This window comes from Litorisediminivivens sp. KMU-197, assembly GCF_056858395.1.
Genome location: NZ_JBXEQG010000011.1, coordinates 1 through 16,917, shown reverse-complemented (window position 1 = coordinate 16,917; position 16,917 = coordinate 1). Strand labels below are relative to the sequence as shown.

Genomic DNA, 16,917 nt, shown 5'->3' with positions numbered 1-16,917 from the left:
CCGAAAATATCCCGGGGTCCGGGGCAGAGCCCCGGCGATCAGCCACATGCTCACAGACATCATCTTCGAAGACTCCCGCTGGCAGCAGGCCGGTCTCGACACACTGGCCGAGACCGCCGCCCAAGCCACGCTCGCCCACCTCGGTCTCGCGCCGAGCCACTACGAAATCGCCGTCCTGGCCTGCGACGATGCCCGCATCGCCGCGCTCAACGCCAACTTCCGCGGCAAGCCCCGGCCCACCAACGTGCTGTCCTGGCCCGAAGAGGACCTGTCGCCCGAGACCGGGGGCGACACGCCCGACCTGCCGTGCGAAGGCGACGAAGCGGACCCGCACCCTCTCGGCGACATCGCCATCGCCTTCGAAACCTGCACCCGCGAGGCCGAAGCGCAGAACAAGCGAATTGACGCCCATGTGACGCATCTGATCGTCCACGGGGTGTTGCACTTGCTCGGCTATGACCATATCCGCGACAAGGATGCCACTGTCATGGAGGCGCATGAGCGTGCCATACTTGGCAAAATGGGTATTCCCGACCCATATTGGGAAGATTAGGGCACACCCCGCCCGCGACGGACAGGACAATGGACGACACAGACCCCGGCTCTAACGCAGCGCAGAGCGCGCAGGACGGATCAGAACCTTCGAGTACATCCGGTTTCTTCGGCCGCATCCTCGCGGCCTTCGCCCCCTCCGAGGACACCACCGACAGGCCCAACGGCAGCAGCCCCCCGGCGCCGCCCCCGCAGACCCACGGCATGATCAACCTGCGCCGCCTGACGGTCGAGGACGTGGCGATCCCGAAGGCCGACATCATCGCGGTGCCGATCACCATCACGCGCGACGATCTGGTGGATGTGTTCCGCGAAAGCGGGCTGTCGCGCCTGCCGGTCTACAACGGCACGCTCGACACGCCGATCGGCATGGTCCACCTCAAGGACTTCGCGCTCAAGCACGGCTTCAACGGCCGCGGCGGACGGTTTTCGCTCAAGGCGATGCTACGGCCGCTGGTCTACGTGCCGCCGTCGATGACCATCGGCGTGCTGCTCACCAAGATGCAGGCCGAACGCCGCCACATGGCGCTGGTGATCGACGAATACGGCGGTGTCGACGGGCTGGTGACCATCGAGGACCTGATCGAACAGGTCATCGGCGAGATCGAGGACGAACACGACACCGAGGACGACAAGTTCTGGACGCTCGAGAAGGGCGGCACCTACCTGGCGCTGGCCAAGACCCCGCTCGACGAGTTCCAGTCCGAAATCGGCATGGACCTGACCGCCACCGAGGATGTGGATGCCGAGGAAATCGATACCCTCGGCGGGCTGGTCTTCGTGCTTGCCGGTCATGTGCCGGCGCGTGGCGAAATGGTGCCGCATCCCGACGGGCCCGAGTTCGAGGTCGTCGACGCCGACCCCCGCCGCATCAAGCGCCTGAGGGTGCGGTTGCAGGGCACGCCGAAACCCGCGGGCCATATCGCGGCAGACGCCAAGGCCGGTTAGGCCGGGGATGTTGCAGCGGTCCCTCGACCGGCTCCGGCAACGGGCCTGGCCGTCGCTGGTCGCCTGCGTGCTCTGTGGTGCGGTGCTGGCTGCCGGGCAGGCGCCGCTGGGCTGGTACGTCCCGGCGTTCGCGGCATTGATCGGACTTTTCGCGCTGTTCAGCCAGCCCCTGACACCGCGGCGGGCTGGCTGGATGGGCTGGCTCGCCGGGACCGGCTATTTCGCCGCCGCGCTCAACTGGATCGTCGAGCCCTTCTTTATCGAGCCCGAACTCTACGGATGGCTCGCCCCCTTCGGGCTTGTGGGTCTCGCCGGAGGACTCGCCTTGTTCTGGGCGCTGGCCTTCTGGGCCGCCGCACGCGTCCGCGGCGGGCCGCTCGGGCTGGCCCTGACGCTCGGCCTTGCTGAATTGGCGCGGGGATACGTGCTGACCGGATTTCCCTGGGCGCTGGTAGGCTATGTCTGGACCGACACCGTATTGGCCCATCTCGCCGCCTGGGTCGGCCCATACGGGCTGACCGCGCTGACGCTGGGCACGGCGGCGCTGCCGGTCTGGCTCTGGCGCGGGTCCGATCCCTCGGCGCCCCTGCGCAGGGCGGGCCGCGTGGCGGGGGCAACCGTCGTAATCGGGACACTGCTCTGGAGTGCCGCGATCCTGCAAAAGGCGGACGGAGACGGGGCGGCGACCCCGCCGGCGGATGCGCCAATGCTGCGTCTGGTGCAGCCCAACGCTCCGCAAGATCAGAAGTGGGATCCGGAGATGATCCCGGTGTTCTTCAACCGCATGGTCGCCTATTCTGCCGAAGGCCCGCGCCCCGACCTGATCCTCTGGCCGGAAAGCGCGGTGCCGGTGCTGCTGGAAAACGCCGGGCCGACACTGGCCTATATCTCCGAAGAAGCGCGCGGCGTGCCCTTGCTGCTGGGCATCCAGCGCTCCGAGGGCCGCAGCTATTTCAACTCCGCCGCCTATGTCGATGCCGCCGGCCGGGTGGGCCAGGTCTACGACAAGTTCCACCTCGTGCCATTTGGCGAATACATGCCGTTTCCCGGCTTCTGGCAACGGCTCGGCATCTCCGGGCTCGCCGCGCGGGTCGACACCGGCTACAGCGCCGGGCCGGGTCCGGAGGCGATCGACCTCGGCATTGCCCGCGCCCTGCCGCTGATCTGCTACGAAGCGGTGTTTCCCGCCTACGCCCGTCACCCGGACCGCCCCGACATGCTGGTGCAGCTTACCAACGACGCATGGTTCGGGGCGCTGACCGGCCCCTACCAGCACCTCGCGCAGGCCCGGATGCGGGCCATCGAAACCGGCCTACCTATGGTGCGGGTGGCCAACACCGGCGTCTCGGCGGTGATCGACGCCAAGGGCCGCGTCACCGCTTCGCTGCCCTTGAACGCGGCGGGCTATCTGGATGCCGCGCTGCCACCAGCGCTGCCGCCAACCCTTTACGCCCGCATCGGGGACCTGCCGGTTTCGGTGTTGCTGATAGCGCTCTGGCTGGGCGCATTCTGGCGCCGTCGCCGCGTATCCGGTTGACCTCGGTCCGGGTGAAGCGTAGCGCCAAGCCATTCGGGCGTCACAACGGCTTCCTGGCGTGACGCCTTCAATTCAACGGAGCACTTCCCACATGTCACGCGATAATTACGTCTTCACCTCCGAGTCGGTTTCCGAAGGCCACCCGGACAAGGTCTGCGACCGCATTTCGGACGCTGTCCTCGACGCGCTTCTGGCCGAAGAGGCCAATGCCCGCGTCGCCTGCGAAACCTTCGCCACCTCCTCGATGGTGGTGATCGGTGGCGAAGTCGGCCTCAGCAGCCAGGAACGGCTGAAGGACTACATGGGCCGCATCGGCCAAATCGCCCGCGACTGTATCCAGGACATCGGCTACGAGCAGGAGAAGTTCCACTGGAACACCTGCCACGTTCTGAACTTCCTGCACGAGCAATCCGCCCACATCGCCCAGGGCGTCGACCGCGACGGGGCCGGCGATCAGGGCATCATGTTCGGCTACGCCGTCAGGGAAACGCCCGAGTTGATGCCGGCGCCGATCCAGTATGCCCACAAGATCCTGCGCCGGTTGGCCGAAGTGCGCAAATCCGGGCAGGAGCCGACACTGCGCCCCGACGCCAAGTCCCAGCTGTCGGTACTCTATGAAGACGGCAAGCCTGTCGAAGTGACCTCGATTGTGCTCTCCACCCAGCACGAAAGCGAATACCAGTCCTCCGACGACATCCGCGCCATCGTCGAGCCCCACATCCGCGACGTGCTGCCGTCGGGCTGGATCACCGACAAGACCGAATGGTGGGTCAACCCGACCGGCACCTTCGTGATCGGCGGACCGGACGGCGACGCCGGCCTCACCGGGCGCAAGATCATCGTCGACACCTACGGCGGCGCGGCCCCCCACGGCGGCGGGGCGTTCTCCGGGAAAGACCCGACCAAGGTGGACCGCTCGGCGGCCTATGCGGCCCGCTATTTGGCCAAGAACGTCGTGGCAGCAGGCATGGCCGAGCGCTGCACGCTGCAGCTGTCCTACGCCATCGGCGTCGCCAAGCCGCTGTCGATCTACGTCGACACCCATGGCACCGGCGAGGTCTCGGAAGCCGAGATCGAGAAGGCGGTATCGAAGAGCATGGACCTGACCCCGCGCGGCATCCGCGAGCACCTGGATCTCTGCAAGCCGATCTACCAGCGCACCGCGGCCTACGGGCACTTTGGGCGCGAACCGGAGGCGGATGGCGGCTTCAGCTGGGAAAAGACCGATCTGGCCGAGACGCTGAAGAAGTCGGTGTAACCAAAGCGATTTCGTCACGCCTGCGCGTGCCGACAGGTTGGGGGGGCGCTGCCCCCCAGACCCCCCGGGATATTTCCGGCCTTATGTATCAAACGCACCAAGATCAGAGCTGCATATCCCGCCCATGTGAATTATCTAGCCACTGATGCGGTCTGGCTTCAACCTCTGGAGTTGAAACATTAAACAGCACGCTGCCAATACCCCGTCCACTGGCGGCTGACCGGCGCGGCCATTGAGTTCGACACCATGATCTGCGCCAGCGTGCCGTTGTCGGTGCGTCGGTTATCTTCCAGCCATGCGGCGTGGTTGGCGTACTAGTAGAGGTACTGCGGCGAAACGTGGTGGTGCTGACCAACCACCATGCGGCGCAGGCGGGAGAAGTAGCTTTCCACCATGTTGGTGTGCTTGCCGTGGTCGCTGTAGACCTCGGAGTGGTTGACGCGATCCACCGCCCAACCGGCGAGCAGCAAGACCCAATGCGAGGCTTCGTCTGCCGACATGGTTGCCATGCGGTCAACGTTCTCGTTTGCCAGCGCCACGCCTTCGGCTTCGCTTGTGCCGACAAACGGCAGGGTGCGTCCATATATGAGGTTTGCCATGGGCGCACGAAAGGATGATCCGGTAACGCAAGAGTACGAGACCAAGGCAAAGAACCTGTTGAAGGGTGAGCTGAAGCGCAGGGGGATAACCTACGCACAGTTGGCGGAAAAACTGGCCGAAATCGGCGTTCAGGAGAACGAGCGAAACCTGAACAACAAGATCAGCAGGGGCGGGTTCTCAGCGGCCTTCTTTCTTCAGTGCTTGGTTGCCATCGGTGATAGGGAACTTTTCATAAAATTCTGAGGTCAGTAATATTGATGCTGCCTTAGCCTCTTTAAGTTGGCCGTTGACGCTGTGCTGAAACAGAAAGTCGCATATCCCCTTTGCCGCCGCGACGCGCAACTCGATATCCTGTCGTATGGTTACGTCACTCAAGCTAGGGACAAAGACACCCAATTTTGATAGGTCTGCCTCTAACGCCGCGTATGCGCCCGCGGTATCAGCGGGCCACTGTCCAATTTGGTGGCGCGGCGCATAACTCCATTCACTAACCAATGTCGTCAATTTTCTCGCCACCAATGCAAGTCGTCGGTCCAGCGAATGGAAAATTTCTGCTTTCGTGGGGGTGCGTCGATCTTTTGCTAGTGCCAAATAGTGCAACCAGACGCCGACACCAACCCCCAATACGGCGGCAGCGACCCATGGGAACGCTGCTTCACCAACGATGCGCGCCAGCCAATTCACGACGGCGCCCGCAATGCGTTCAGGGTTGTCGTGCCACCCCCATCTCTCGAACACTGCAATGACCGCCGGCTCGAAAATTGCTGTGAGCACGAGCAAGACAAAAAAACTTGAAAGATATCGCAAGATTCGCGCCATAAATTAATGCTGCGCGGATACACTTACCAAGTGGAGTCATTTCTTAACCCCGCTCGCTACCGGCTTGATGCGTTTGATACATAAGGCCGGATATTTCCGGCCAGAAGAAGCGCAGGCTGTGGCGGCCTTGCGCGCGGGCTCAGCGTCCGCCGAAGAGGTCGCGCAGGACCTGTTCCACCAGGGTTTCCACCACCGGGCCGACCTTCTGGCCCTGTCGCTGCTTCTGGCGGGGTTGCTGCTGGCTGACCTGCGGCGCGGGCTCCGGCTCGGGGCGGACGGGTGCCACCATCGGCAGGTCGCGGACCGGCAGACCTTCGTGGATGCGGATCATCGCCTCGCGCCAGATCTCGGCTGGCAGGCCACCGCCGGTGACGCCGGTCAGCGGCGTGTTGTCGTCATAGCCCATCCAGACCCCGGCCACGTAATCGGCGGTGAAGCCGATGAACCAGGCATCGCGCGCCGCCTGGGTGGTGCCGGTCTTGCCGGCGGCCTGCCGGTCGGGCAGGGCGGCGCGGCGGCCCGAGCCTTCCGAGACCACCTTCTCCATCATGTAGATCAGCTGACCGGCCGCCTGTTCCTGGATCACCCGTTCGCCGATGCCCCCGGTGGCGTCCATCATCGGGGCGTCGTCGCCCAGAAGCTTGAGGTCGACCAGCCCGTAGGGCGTGACCGAGGAGCCGCCGTTGAGGATGCCGGCATAGGCGCCGACCATCTCGATCAGCGTGGATTCCGACGCGCCGAGCGCCATCGCCGGCGTATCGGCCAGCGCGCTGTCGATCCCAAAGTCATAGGCCACCTTCTGCACCAGGTCGCGGCCCAGCGCTTCGGAGATCTTCACCGCCGGGATGTTCAGCGAATGCTTCAGCGCGTCGGTCAGCGTCACCGTGCCCTTGAAGTCGTTGGTGTAATTCTTCGGACACCATTCGCCCGACCCGGGGATGTTCATGCAGAAGGGCTCGTCCCGGACCGCGTCGAGCGGCGAATAGCCCATCTCCATCGCCGTGGCGTAGACGAAGGGTTTGAACGACGACCCCGTCTGGCGTTGCGCCTGCGTCGCGCGGTTGAACACACCTGAAACCTTCGTCTTGCGCCCGCCCACCATGGCGCGCACCGCGCCGTCGGCCGACATCACCACGATCGCCGCCTGCGCCTTCGAGGTGTCCTTGACCTTTTCCTCGAAGATCACCTTCAACGCATCTTCCGCGGCCTTCTGGATGCGCTGGTCCAGCGTGGTGGAAATGATCACGTCTTCGGTGGTGTTGCGGGTAAAGAACTCCGGTCCCGAGGCCATGACCCAATCGGCGAAATAGCCGCCGGCCTCGGCCTCCGCGGCCTCGGACAGCACCGCCGGGTTGGCCTGGGCAAAGTCAGCTTCTCGGTCGGTCAGGTAGCCTTGTTCGCGCATCAGCCGGATCACCGTGGCCGCGCGCCGCTGCGACCGTTCCAGGTTGTTGGTCGGCGCATAGCGCGTAGGCGCCACCAGCAGCCCTGCCAGCATCGCCGCTTCTGCCGGTTCCACTTCGTTCGCGGACTTTCCGAAATAGCGCTGGCTGGCCGCTTCGAAGCCACGCGCTCCTTCACCCAAAAAGGCACGATTGAGGTAGATCGTCAGGATTTCGTCCTTGGAATATTTGACCTCAAGGGCCAGCGCATAGGTGGCCTCCTTGATCTTGCGCCAAAGCGATCCCTCGCGGCATTCGGATTCATAGGCGCGTTCGGTCTTCCAGATGTCTTCGTCGTAGGGCTGGCCGAGGCACAGCAGCTTGGCGGTCTGCTGCGTGATGGTCGAGCCGCCGTGGCCCGAAAGCGGACCGCGGCCCTCGCTGAGGTTGATCTTGATGGCGCTGGCCACGCCGCGCGGCGAGATGCCGAAATGGCTGTCGAAGCGCCGGTCTTCGGTGGCCACCACCGCGTTGCGCAGATGGGGCGAGACCGTGGCCGCGTCGATCGCGCCGCCGAACTGCTCGCCGCGCCAAGCGAAGACCTCACCGCCGGTGTCCAGCATGGTGACCGATCCGCGCGCGCGCCCGTCAAGCATTTCCTGCACCGGGGGCAGGGTGGTGTAGTAATAGGCGACCCCCGCGCCGACCAACAGCGCGATCACCGCCGCCACCGTCAGCCCGGTCCGCCAGATCAGCCGCAACACCCAGCGCACCAAAGCCGCTAGATAGCCGAGCGGACCGCCGGGCTTGCGCGCGGCAGGCTTCTTCCTTCGGCGGGGCGGAGCCTTCTTTGGCGGCTGCGCGCCGGTTTTGCTGGAGTACCGCTTATCGGCCACAAGGCGGGATTTCCGACCTTTGGAATCACTCATGTCACGAACCTGCTCGGGCGTTTGACTTTTGCCATACCTAGCCCTTTCGACAGGAAATGTAGAGTGCGACCGGTTGGCGCTCCGGTTTATTTGATGACTGATTATTAGGCAGGGACCGTATTTCGCCCAAAAATTAGGCGAATGCTCGGCTTTGCCCGGTGGTTTCCGCGGCGAAATCTTCACGCACGGCCCTTCCCGGCGTTTTTCTGCGGGTGCGAAATCAGCGCGCCTCGGGGGTGCGCCTACCGAAAGGGAAGACAGTGAAGCTCATCATAGCGACGATCAAGCCGTTCAAGCTTGAAGAGGTGCGCGAGGCGCTGACCGGCATCGGTGTCCGCGGCATGATGGTGACCGAGATCAAGGGCTTCGGCTCGCAGTCCGGCCACACCGAGATTTACCGCGGCGCCGAATACGCCGTGAACTTCGTGCCGAAGATCAAGCTCGAGATCGTGGTCAGCGCGGCCATGGCCGACCAGGTCGTCGACACCATCACCACCACCGCCCAGACCGGCAAGATCGGCGACGGCAAGATTTTCGTGCTCGACGTGGCACAGGCCGTGCGGGTGCGCACCGGCGAAACCAACGACGACGCGCTGTGACGCGACCGGACAAGGGGACAGACCAATGAAAACACTTACCAAACTTGGCCTTGCAGCTGCGCTGATCGCGCTGCCGAGCCTCGGGCTGGCGCAGGACGAAGGCCCCGTCGCGGGCGTCAACGCATCGACCGACAGCGTCTTCATCTTTAACTCGCTGCTGTTCCTGATCGGCGGCTTTCTGGTGTTCTGGATGGCGGCCGGGTTCGCCATGCTCGAGGCCGGGTTGGTGCGCTCGAAGAACGTCACCATGCAGCTGACCAAGAACGTGGCGCTGTTTTCCTTCGCCGCGATCTTCTACTACCTGATCGGCTACAACCTGATGTATCCGCTGGGCACATGGATGGTCGACGGCGTGCTGTCGGGCGTCTGGGGGCCGGGCGTGCTCGAGGCCGTGGGCGTGACCGCCGATGCGGCCGACGATTACAGCTATGCCTCGACCGGGTCGGACTTCTTCTTCCAGCTGATGTTCTGCGCCGCCACTGCCTCGATCGTGTCGGGCGCGCTGGCCGAGCGTATCCGGCTCTGGCCCTTCCTGATCTTCACCGTGATCCTGACCTCGGTCATCTATCCGCTGCAGGCTTCGTGGAAATGGGGCGGCGGCTTCCTCGACGAGATGGGTTTCCTCGATTTCGCGGGGTCCACCGTGGTGCACTCGGTCGGCGGCTGGGCCGCTCTGGCGGGCGCGCTGATCCTCGGGCCGCGCATCGGCAAGTACACCAAGGATGGCCGCACCGTGCCGATCCCGGGTCACAACCTTGCGCTGGCCACCCTCGGCACCTTCATCCTGTGGCTGGGTTGGTTCGGCTTCAACGGCGGCTCGCAGCTGGCGATGGGCACCGTGGGTGACGTCGCCGACATCAGCCGCATCTTCGCCAACACCAATGCCGCCGCAGCCGGTGGCGCCGTCGCCGCGCTGATCCTGACGCAGCTGATGTACAAGAAGCCGGACCTCACGATGATCCTCAATGGTGCGCTGGCCGGTCTGGTGTCGATCACCGCAGAGCCGCTGACGCCGACGCTGGGTGTCGCCACGCTGATCGGCATGGTCGGCGGCGTGATCGTCGTCTTCGCGGTGCCTTTCCTCGACAAGCTGAAGATCGACGACGTGGTCGGCGCCATCCCGGTGCATCTCCTTGCCGGCATCTGGGGCACCATCGCGGTGGTCTTCACAAACGGTGACGCCTCGCTCGGCACCCAGCTCTACGCGATCCTCGTCGTCGGCATCTTCGTCTTCGTGGTCTCGGGCGCGATCTGGTTCATCCTCAAGGCCGTGACCGGCATCCGCGTCGGCGAAGAAGAAGAGATCAACGGTCTCGACATGGCCGAGCTTGGCATGGAGGCCTACCCGGAGTTTTCCAAGGGGTGATCCTGACCTGAAACGAACCAAGGAGGCCCGGGCTGTCACGTCCGGGCCTTCCGCGTCTGCGGACTGCCTGTCACGAGATCAGAACAGACGCGCTTCATCGCCTGACCGCACACCCGGCGCGCATGCGCCCTGCCCGACCTCCCCCCCGGGAGGGCAGACTTCCACAGAGGTCTTGGTCGGTGCGGTCGGAGCGGCCAGGCAACAGAAGCCCTACGAAACTGAAAGGCCCTCCCGAGGTCGGGCAGAGCGCATGCGCACCTTCCGGGCTGGGGTTGCGCCTCAATAGGACAGGCGCAGGCGAACCCCGCTCGGCCATCCGAAAAGCCAAGCCCTGATCCCATTCTTTCCCCCTCGCAGAATCAAACACCCCCATGCTAGGTTTTGCGTCATGAAGGACGATCACCCCAATATCCGCGACCGCGAGGCGCCCGAGATCCGGCAACTCGATGAGTCCGCCGTCAACCGCATTGCAGCGGGAGAGGTGGTCGAACGGCCAGCGTCGGCGGTCAAGGAACTGGTCGAAAACGCCCTCGACGCCGGTGCCACGCGGATCGAGATCGACGTCGCCGCCGGCGGCAAATCCCTGATCCGGGTGCGCGACAACGGCTGCGGCATGTCCGCCGCGCAACTGCCTTTGGCGCTGTCGCGTCACGCCACCTCCAAGATCGACGGCTCCGACCTGCTGAACATCCATTCCTTCGGTTTCCGGGGCGAGGCGCTGCCCAGCCTCGGCGCGGTCGGCCGCCTGACGATCACCTCGCGCGCAACCAACGCCGAGGCCGCCACCATCCATGTCGAGGGCGGCGATCATGCCCCCGTCAAACCCGCCGCCTGCAACCGTGGCACCACCGTCGAATTGCGCGACCTGTTCTTCGCCACCCCGGCACGGCTCAAGTTCCTGCGCTCGGACCGGGCCGAGATGCAGGCGATTTCCGATGTCGTCAAACGCCTCGCCATGGCCGAGCCCTTCGTCGGCTTCACCCTGCGCGACGTCACCGGCGACAGCGAGCGCACCAGCTTCCGCGCCGAGCCGCAATCGGGCGAGCTGTTCGATGCACTGAACGGCCGCCTTTCGCAAATCCTCGGCCGCGAGTTCGCGGACAACGCGGTGCCGCTCGATGCCGAACGCGAGGGGCTGCACCTGACCGGCTTCGCGGCGCTGCCCACCTATTCGCGCGGCTCCGCCGTGGCGCAATACATGTTCGTCAACGGCCGTCCGGTCCGCGACAAGCTGTTCTACGGTGCGCTGCGCGGGGCCTATGCCGATTTCCTGTCTCGCGACCGGCACCCTGCCGTGGCGCTGTTTCTCGACTGCGATCCGCATCTTGTCGACGTCAACGTCCACCCGGCGAAGTCCGAAGTCCGCTTCCGCGACCCCGGCCTCGCCCGTGGCCTGATCGTCTCGGGCTTGCGTCACGCGCTGGCCGGGGCCGGGCACCGCGCCTCGACCACTGTCGCCGGGGCCACCCTCGGCGCGATGCAACCGGAACAGACCCAGCCCCGCGTCTACCAGATGGACCGTCCCGGCCCGCAGGCCCGCGCCGCCGCCTATGCCGCGCAGGCGCCGGGGTTTGCCGAGATGACCGAGGCCTACAGCGCCCGCGTCGAACCCACCACCGAACCGGACACGTCGCAGCCCGAGGATCAGCCCGTCCACCGTCCCCTCGGTGCCGCACGGGCGCAGGTTCATGAAAACTACATTATCGCCCAGACCGAGACCGGCATCGTGCTGGTCGACCAGCACGCCGCGCACGAACGGCTGGTCTACGAAAAGCTCAAGCGGCAGGCGGCGGAGAACGGCATCGCGGCTCAGGCGCTGCTGATCCCCGAAGTGGTCGATCTGTCCGACACCGACCGCGCCCTGCTGATGGAGCATGCCAGCGAGCTGCACGCCCTCGGCCTGACCATCGAAGCTTTCGGCGGCGGTGCCGTGGCGGTCCGCGAGACCCCCGCCATCCTCGGCGCGGTCAACGCCGAGGCGCTGCTGCGCGACATCCTCGACGAGTTGCACGACATGGGCCAGAGCGCCCGGCTCAAGGACCGCATCGACGCCATCCTGTCCCGCGTCGCCTGTCACGGCTCGATCCGCTCGGGCCGCCGGATGCAGGCAGACGAGATGAACGCGCTGCTGCGCGAGATGGAGGCGACGCCGCATTCCGGTCAGTGCAATCATGGTCGCCCGACCTACGTGGAACTGAAGCTGAGCGATATCGAACGTCTCTTCGGACGCACATGATCCAGCTGGGCAAGACCACCCTGGACCTCACCGATCCGCAAGCCCTCGCCATGCTCGGCGGGTGCCTCTTGCTGGTGATGGTCCTCTGGCTGCTCATCGCGACGGCTCGCGCCGCCGGCCGCTCGGCCCGGCTGGCCGAACCTCTGGCGCTGCAGATCGGCGCCCTCAGCCAGCGCGTTCAGGCGCTGGGCGACGGGCAGGAGCGGCTCTCGGGCGGTCTGCACCATGTCAGCGAGGCGCAGGCGCAGAGCCAGATCAAGATGCTGCACTTGATGGAGGAGCGCCTCGCGCAGGTCCAGCAACAGATGCAGGAGAACCTGCACGGCTCGGCCCGGCGCACCGCCCACAGCCTTGGCGAACTGCAGGAGCGGCTGACCGCCATCGACAAGGCGCAGGACAATATCACAAGGCTGTCCGGCGACGTGCTGTCGCTTCAGGACATCCTGTCGAACAAGCAGACCCGCGGTGCCTTTGGCGAGATCCAGCTCAACGACATCGTCACCAAGGCGCTACCGTCGGACAGCTACACACTTCAGGCCACGCTGTCGAACGGCCGCCGTGTCGATTGCCTGATCCACCTGCCCAACCCGCCGGGGCCGATCGCGGTGGATTCCAAGTTCCCGCTCGAAGCCTACGAGTCGCTCCGCCGCGCCGACAGCCCCGAGCGTATCCAGCGCGCCGCGCAAGCGCTGCGCCAGTCGCTGCGCAAGCATATCAAGGACATCGCCGAGCGCTACATCCTCGACGGCGAGACGGCAGAGGGCGCGCTGATGTTCCTGCCCTCCGAGGCGGTTTATGCCGAGCTTCACGCCAACTTTCCCGAGGTGGTGCGCGAGGGTTTCGACCGGCGCGTCTGGATCGTTTCGCCGACCACCTGCATGGCGACGCTCAACACCATGCGCGCAATTCTCAAGGACGCCCGGATGCGCGAACAGGCCGGCGCCATCCGCCGCGAACTGGGGCTGCTGTTCGCCGATGTGGAACGGCTCGGCACGCGGGTGGAAAACCTCGACCGGCACTTCGGGCAAGCGGCCAAGGACATCTCGGACATCAAGATCAGCGCCGACAAGGCCGGGCGGCGGGCGCGGCGGCTGGACAACTTCGATTTCGAGGAACTGGCCCCCGAGCCCGGCGAGACTGTGGTGCCGCTGACTCATCGCTAGCCAGAAGCGAAAAGTGGAGACCCACGGGTGGCTTGGCTTAGAGCGGACCTTGGGGTTGCCGCTGGACGCAAAGCCGCGCATCGCCGGGCCTAGGTGCGGCGAGCCGACGCTTGTGAATGCCACTTATGCCGGCAGCATCCTTGGACCCTCAATCCGTTATGCGTCGGGCAGCCATATCGCCGTGCCGGAGGGCGGCCCGGCGATGCGCGGCGGCCTGCGGCCGCTGTTAACGCACTTGGTGTGCACCCCGGACGTCCGCTTCAGGTCCGTAGCACCCAAACGCTGCCAAACTGCGATACCAGACGATCCTTCTCGCCAAGTCCTCAAATAAGGAGACTTCCTCTCCCCACACCGCACAAACAAGGCCGATCCGCCTGCCTGTCGCTGCCATCCTGACCGCGAACCAGCAGGAGGCCGCCATGTCCCATCACCCCGTCCGCATCACCGCCGATCTCGAAGACGTCCGGCTGATCCGCAGCTTTGCCTATGTGAACGGCAAATGGGTCTCGGGCGACCAAGGCGCCATGATCGACGTCACCGACCCCGCCAGCGGCCAGACCGTCGGCGCGGTCGCCAGCCTCTCCGCCAGCCAGTCCCGTTCTGCCGTCGACGCCGCGCAAGAGGCCTTCTCCACATGGTCCCTGACCCTGCCGCAGGACAAGGCGCGCCTGCTGCGCCGCTGGTACGAGCTGATGCTCGAACACCGCGAGGATCTGGCCCGTCTCATGGTCCTCGAACAGGGCAAGCCCATCTCAGAGGCACGGGGCGAGATCGAATATGCGGCGTCGTTCGTGGAGTTCTACGCCGAGGAGACCCGCCGTCCCAACATCGAGGGCGTCACCAGCCATTTGCCCGACGCCGAGGTCGAGCTCTGGCGCGAGCCGGTCGGCGTAGCTGCCCTGATCACTCCGTGGAACTTCCCCTCGGCCATGCTCACCCGCAAGGCCGCCGCCGCGCTCGCCGCCGGCTGCACCGTGGTGGCGCACCCCTCGGCCGAGACACCATTCTCGGCGCTGGCGCTGGCGGAACTGGCCGAGCGCGCGGGCTTCCCACCGGGCGTGTTCAACGTGGTGACGGGCGACGCAGCCACCATCGTGGCGCCCTGGACCGAAGACCCACGCGTCCGGGTGCTTTCCTTCACCGGCTCGACCGAGGTCGGGCGGCTGCTCTATCGCCAGTCGTCCGCCACGGTGAAGAAACTGGTGCTAGAACTGGGCGGTCACGCGCCGGTGATCGTGTTCGACGACGCCGATCTCGATCAGGCCGTCGCAGAAACCATCAAGGCCAAGTTCGCCACCTCCGGGCAGGACTGTCTCGGCGCCAACCGGATCTTCGTGGAACGCGCGGTCTATGACGCTTTCTGCACGAAATTTACCGCCGCGACCGAAGCCCTGACCGTCGGGCGCGGCATGGCGGACCCCGATATCGGCCCGCTGATGAACGAGAAGGCAATTGCCAAGCAGGAGGCGCATGTCTCCGACGCCGTCGCCAAGGGCGCCAGGGTGCTGACCGGCGGCAAGCGCCACACACTGGGACCGCTGTTCTATGAACCCACGGTTCTGGCCGACGTGCCCGTGGATGCGGCGATCCTGCGCGAAGAGACCTTCGGCCCGGTCGCGGCGATCCTGCCGTTCGATGACGAGGACGAAGTCGTGGCCCGCGCCAACGACACCGAATTCGGGCTGGTGGCCTATGTCCATTCGCTGGACCCGCGCCGCATCTACCGGGTCAGCCGGGCGATGCAATTCGGCATGGTCGCGGTCAACCGCACCAAGGTCACCGGTGCGCCCATTCCCTTTGGCGGCATGAAGCAGTCCGGGCTGGGGCGCGAAGGGGCGCGGCAGGGGATGGAAGCCTTCACCGAGATCAAATACGTCTGCCGCGACTGGGCCTGAGGCCCGGGTTGCGCGAAAGCGCCGGCGGCACCGTGGTGCAAGACTGCGGGAGCCTCCGGCGGGAGTTTGTCGGGCAAGATGAAGGAGCGGGACGCGCTTCGGGCCCTGAAGGAAAGGACTGGACGAGATGCTGAGAAACGACATGCTGGAGCAATGGGACCGGGAGAACTTCTTCCACCCCTCGACCCACCTGGCCGAGTTCGCCCGCGGCGACGCGGCGCACCGCGTCATCAAGACCGGCAGCGGCTGCCACATCGAGGATCGTGACGGGACCAAGCTTCTGGATGCCTTCGCCGGTCTCTACTGCGTCAACGTGGGCTACGGCCGGCAGGAGATCGCCGAGGCGATTGCCGAACAGGCGCGCGAACTGGCCTATTACCATGCCTACGTCGGGCATGGCACCGAGGTCTCGATCACGCTGGCCAAGATGATCCTCGACCGTGCACCCGCGCACATGTCGAAGGTCTATTTCGGCCTGTCCGGGTCGGATGCCAACGAGACCAACGTCAAGCTGATCTGGTATTACAACAACATCCTCGGCCGGCCCGAGAAAAAGAAGATCATCTCGCGCTGGCGGGGCTATCACGGCTCGGGGCTGGTGACCGGGTCGCTGACCGGGCTGGAGCTGTTCCACAAGAAGTTCGACCTGCCGCTGGCGCAGGTGGTCCACACCGAGGCGCCGTATTACTTCCGCCGCGCGGATCAGGGCCAGAGCGAAGAGCAGTTCGTGGCGCATTGCGTGTCGGAACTGGAGGCGTTGATCGCACGCGAGGGCGCGGACACCATCGCCGCCTTCATCGGTGAGCCGGTGCTGGGCACCGGGGGCATCGTGCCGCCGCCGGCGGGTTACTGGGCGGCGATTCAGGAGGTGCTGCAAAAGCATGACATCCTGCTGGTGGCCGACGAGGTGGTCACCGGCTTCGGGCGTCTGGGCACCATGTTCGGGTCGGAACACTACGGGCTGAAGCCTGACCTGATCACCATCGCCAAGGGGCTGACCTCGGCTTATGCGCCGCTGTCGGGCTCCATCGTGTCGGACAAGATGTGGAAGGTGCTGGAGCAGGGCACCGACGAGAACGGCCCCATCGGCCACGGCTGGACCTATTCGGCGCATCCCATCGGGGCGGCGGCGGGGGTGGCCAACCTCAAGCTGATCGACGAGCTGGATCTGGTGACCAACGCGGGCGAGACCGGGGCTTATTTCAACAAGGTCATGGGCGAGGCGCTGGGCGCACACGCGCATATCGGCGAGGTGCGCGGCGAGGGCATGCTCTGCGCGGTGGAATTCGTCAGGGACCGCGAGGCCCGTACCTTCTTCGACGCCTCGGACAAGGTCGGTCCGCAGGTCGCGGCGGCGCTGCTCGGGCAGGGGGTGATCGCGCGGGCCATGCCACAGGGCGATATCCTCGGCTTCGCGCCGCCGTTCTGCCTGACCCGCGATGAAGCGGACGAGGTGGCCGGCAAGACCGCCAAGGCCGTGGCGCAGGTGCTGGGGTAGGCGCTGCTCCGGCTATGGAGCTTCGTCGCGCCGGCCTTGAGCCGGGGCCTCATGGCCAGCCCGGCACTTGGACGATCCCCGGAGGCGAGACATGGAAAAAGCCCGGCAGAGGGATACTCTGCCGGGCTTCACTTT

General features: G+C 65.6%; 13 protein-coding genes, 1 pseudogene and 1 riboswitch. Of the genes and pseudogenes, 11 read left to right on the top strand and 3 right to left on the bottom strand.

Going from position 1 to position 16,917, the window contains the following annotated elements:
- Positions 1 to 46 precede the first annotated feature (46 nt).
- From ybeY to metK, 4 genes are all read left to right on the top strand, one after another.
- Entirely contained in the window at positions 47 to 553 is a 507-nt protein-coding gene (gene ybeY, locus AC04PT_RS17355) for an rRNA maturation RNase YbeY (protein WP_482875003.1), read from the top strand.
- Positions 554 to 582: 29 nt separating this feature from the next.
- Positions 583 to 1,500, top strand: coding sequence for a hemolysin family protein (locus tag AC04PT_RS17350; protein WP_482875002.1), 918 nt, complete (start codon positions 583 to 585; stop codon positions 1,498 to 1,500).
- 7 nt (positions 1,501 to 1,507) lie between these two features.
- Positions 1,508 to 3,037 carry an apolipoprotein N-acyltransferase gene (gene lnt / locus AC04PT_RS17345; RefSeq protein WP_482875001.1) on the top strand — a complete coding sequence of 510 codons (1,530 nt, stop codon included), beginning with the start codon at positions 1,508 to 1,510 and terminating at the stop codon, positions 3,035 to 3,037.
- 34 nt (positions 3,038 to 3,071) lie between these two features.
- Positions 3,072 to 3,120, top strand: a riboswitch (SAM-SAH riboswitch).
- Between the two features lie 8 nt (positions 3,121 to 3,128).
- On the top strand, positions 3,129 to 4,295 hold the full coding sequence (gene metK / locus AC04PT_RS17340; protein ID WP_482875000.1) for a methionine adenosyltransferase: 1,167 nt from the start codon (positions 3,129 to 3,131) through the stop codon (positions 4,293 to 4,295).
- 179 nt (positions 4,296 to 4,474) lie between these two features.
- On the opposite strand, the pseudogene AC04PT_RS17335 reads toward metK, so the two are convergent.
- A pseudogene (locus AC04PT_RS17335) lies at positions 4,475 to 4,876 on the bottom strand (transposase); the annotation flags it as partial.
- Here AC04PT_RS17335 and AC04PT_RS17330 point away from each other — a divergent pair.
- On the top strand, positions 4,794 to 5,138 hold the full coding sequence (locus tag AC04PT_RS17330) for a DUF6471 domain-containing protein (protein ID WP_482874999.1): 345 nt from the start codon (positions 4,794 to 4,796) through the stop codon (positions 5,136 to 5,138). The pseudogene AC04PT_RS17335 and the gene AC04PT_RS17330 overlap by 83 nt on opposite strands.
- Here AC04PT_RS17330 and AC04PT_RS17325 read toward each other — a convergent pair.
- Positions 5,073 to 5,702, bottom strand: a complete 630-nt coding sequence (locus AC04PT_RS17325; protein WP_482874998.1) for a hypothetical protein — start codon at positions 5,700 to 5,702, stop codon at positions 5,073 to 5,075. The genes AC04PT_RS17330 and AC04PT_RS17325 overlap by 66 nt on opposite strands.
- 151 nt (positions 5,703 to 5,853) lie before the next feature.
- Positions 5,854 to 8,025, bottom strand: a complete 2,172-nt coding sequence (locus AC04PT_RS17320) for a transglycosylase domain-containing protein (RefSeq protein ID WP_482874997.1) — start codon at positions 8,023 to 8,025, stop codon at positions 5,854 to 5,856.
- A 260-nt stretch (positions 8,026 to 8,285) separates the two neighbouring features.
- On the opposite strand from AC04PT_RS17320, the gene AC04PT_RS17315 reads away from it, so the two are divergent.
- The 6 genes from AC04PT_RS17315 (at position 8,286) to AC04PT_RS17290 (ending at position 16,782) form a co-directional block, all read left to right on the top strand.
- Positions 8,286 to 8,624, top strand: a complete 339-nt coding sequence (locus AC04PT_RS17315; protein WP_482874995.1) for a P-II family nitrogen regulator — start codon at positions 8,286 to 8,288, stop codon at positions 8,622 to 8,624.
- A 25-nt stretch (positions 8,625 to 8,649) separates the two neighbouring features.
- On the top strand, positions 8,650 to 9,990 hold the full coding sequence (locus AC04PT_RS17310; RefSeq protein WP_482874994.1) for an ammonium transporter: 1,341 nt from the start codon (positions 8,650 to 8,652) through the stop codon (positions 9,988 to 9,990).
- 388 nt (positions 9,991 to 10,378) lie between these two features.
- Positions 10,379 to 12,226 carry a DNA mismatch repair endonuclease MutL gene (mutL, locus tag AC04PT_RS17305; RefSeq protein WP_482874993.1) on the top strand — a complete coding sequence of 616 codons (1,848 nt, stop codon included), beginning with the start codon at positions 10,379 to 10,381 and terminating at the stop codon, positions 12,224 to 12,226.
- Positions 12,223 to 13,389 (top strand): DNA recombination protein RmuC, encoded by a 1,167-nt coding sequence (locus AC04PT_RS17300; RefSeq protein WP_482874992.1) that lies wholly within the window; start codon positions 12,223 to 12,225, stop codon positions 13,387 to 13,389. The genes mutL and AC04PT_RS17300 overlap by 4 nt, the downstream gene beginning before the upstream one ends.
- A 419-nt stretch (positions 13,390 to 13,808) precedes the next feature.
- Entirely contained in the window at positions 13,809 to 15,284 is a 1,476-nt protein-coding gene (locus tag AC04PT_RS17295; RefSeq protein ID WP_482874991.1) for an NAD-dependent succinate-semialdehyde dehydrogenase, read from the top strand.
- A gap of 127 nt (positions 15,285 to 15,411) precedes the next feature.
- Positions 15,412 to 16,782: an aminotransferase gene (locus AC04PT_RS17290; RefSeq protein WP_482874990.1), complete on the top strand. Its 1,371-nt coding sequence runs from the start codon at positions 15,412 to 15,414 to the stop codon at positions 16,780 to 16,782.
- The last annotated feature ends 135 nt before the right edge of the window (positions 16,783 to 16,917 follow it).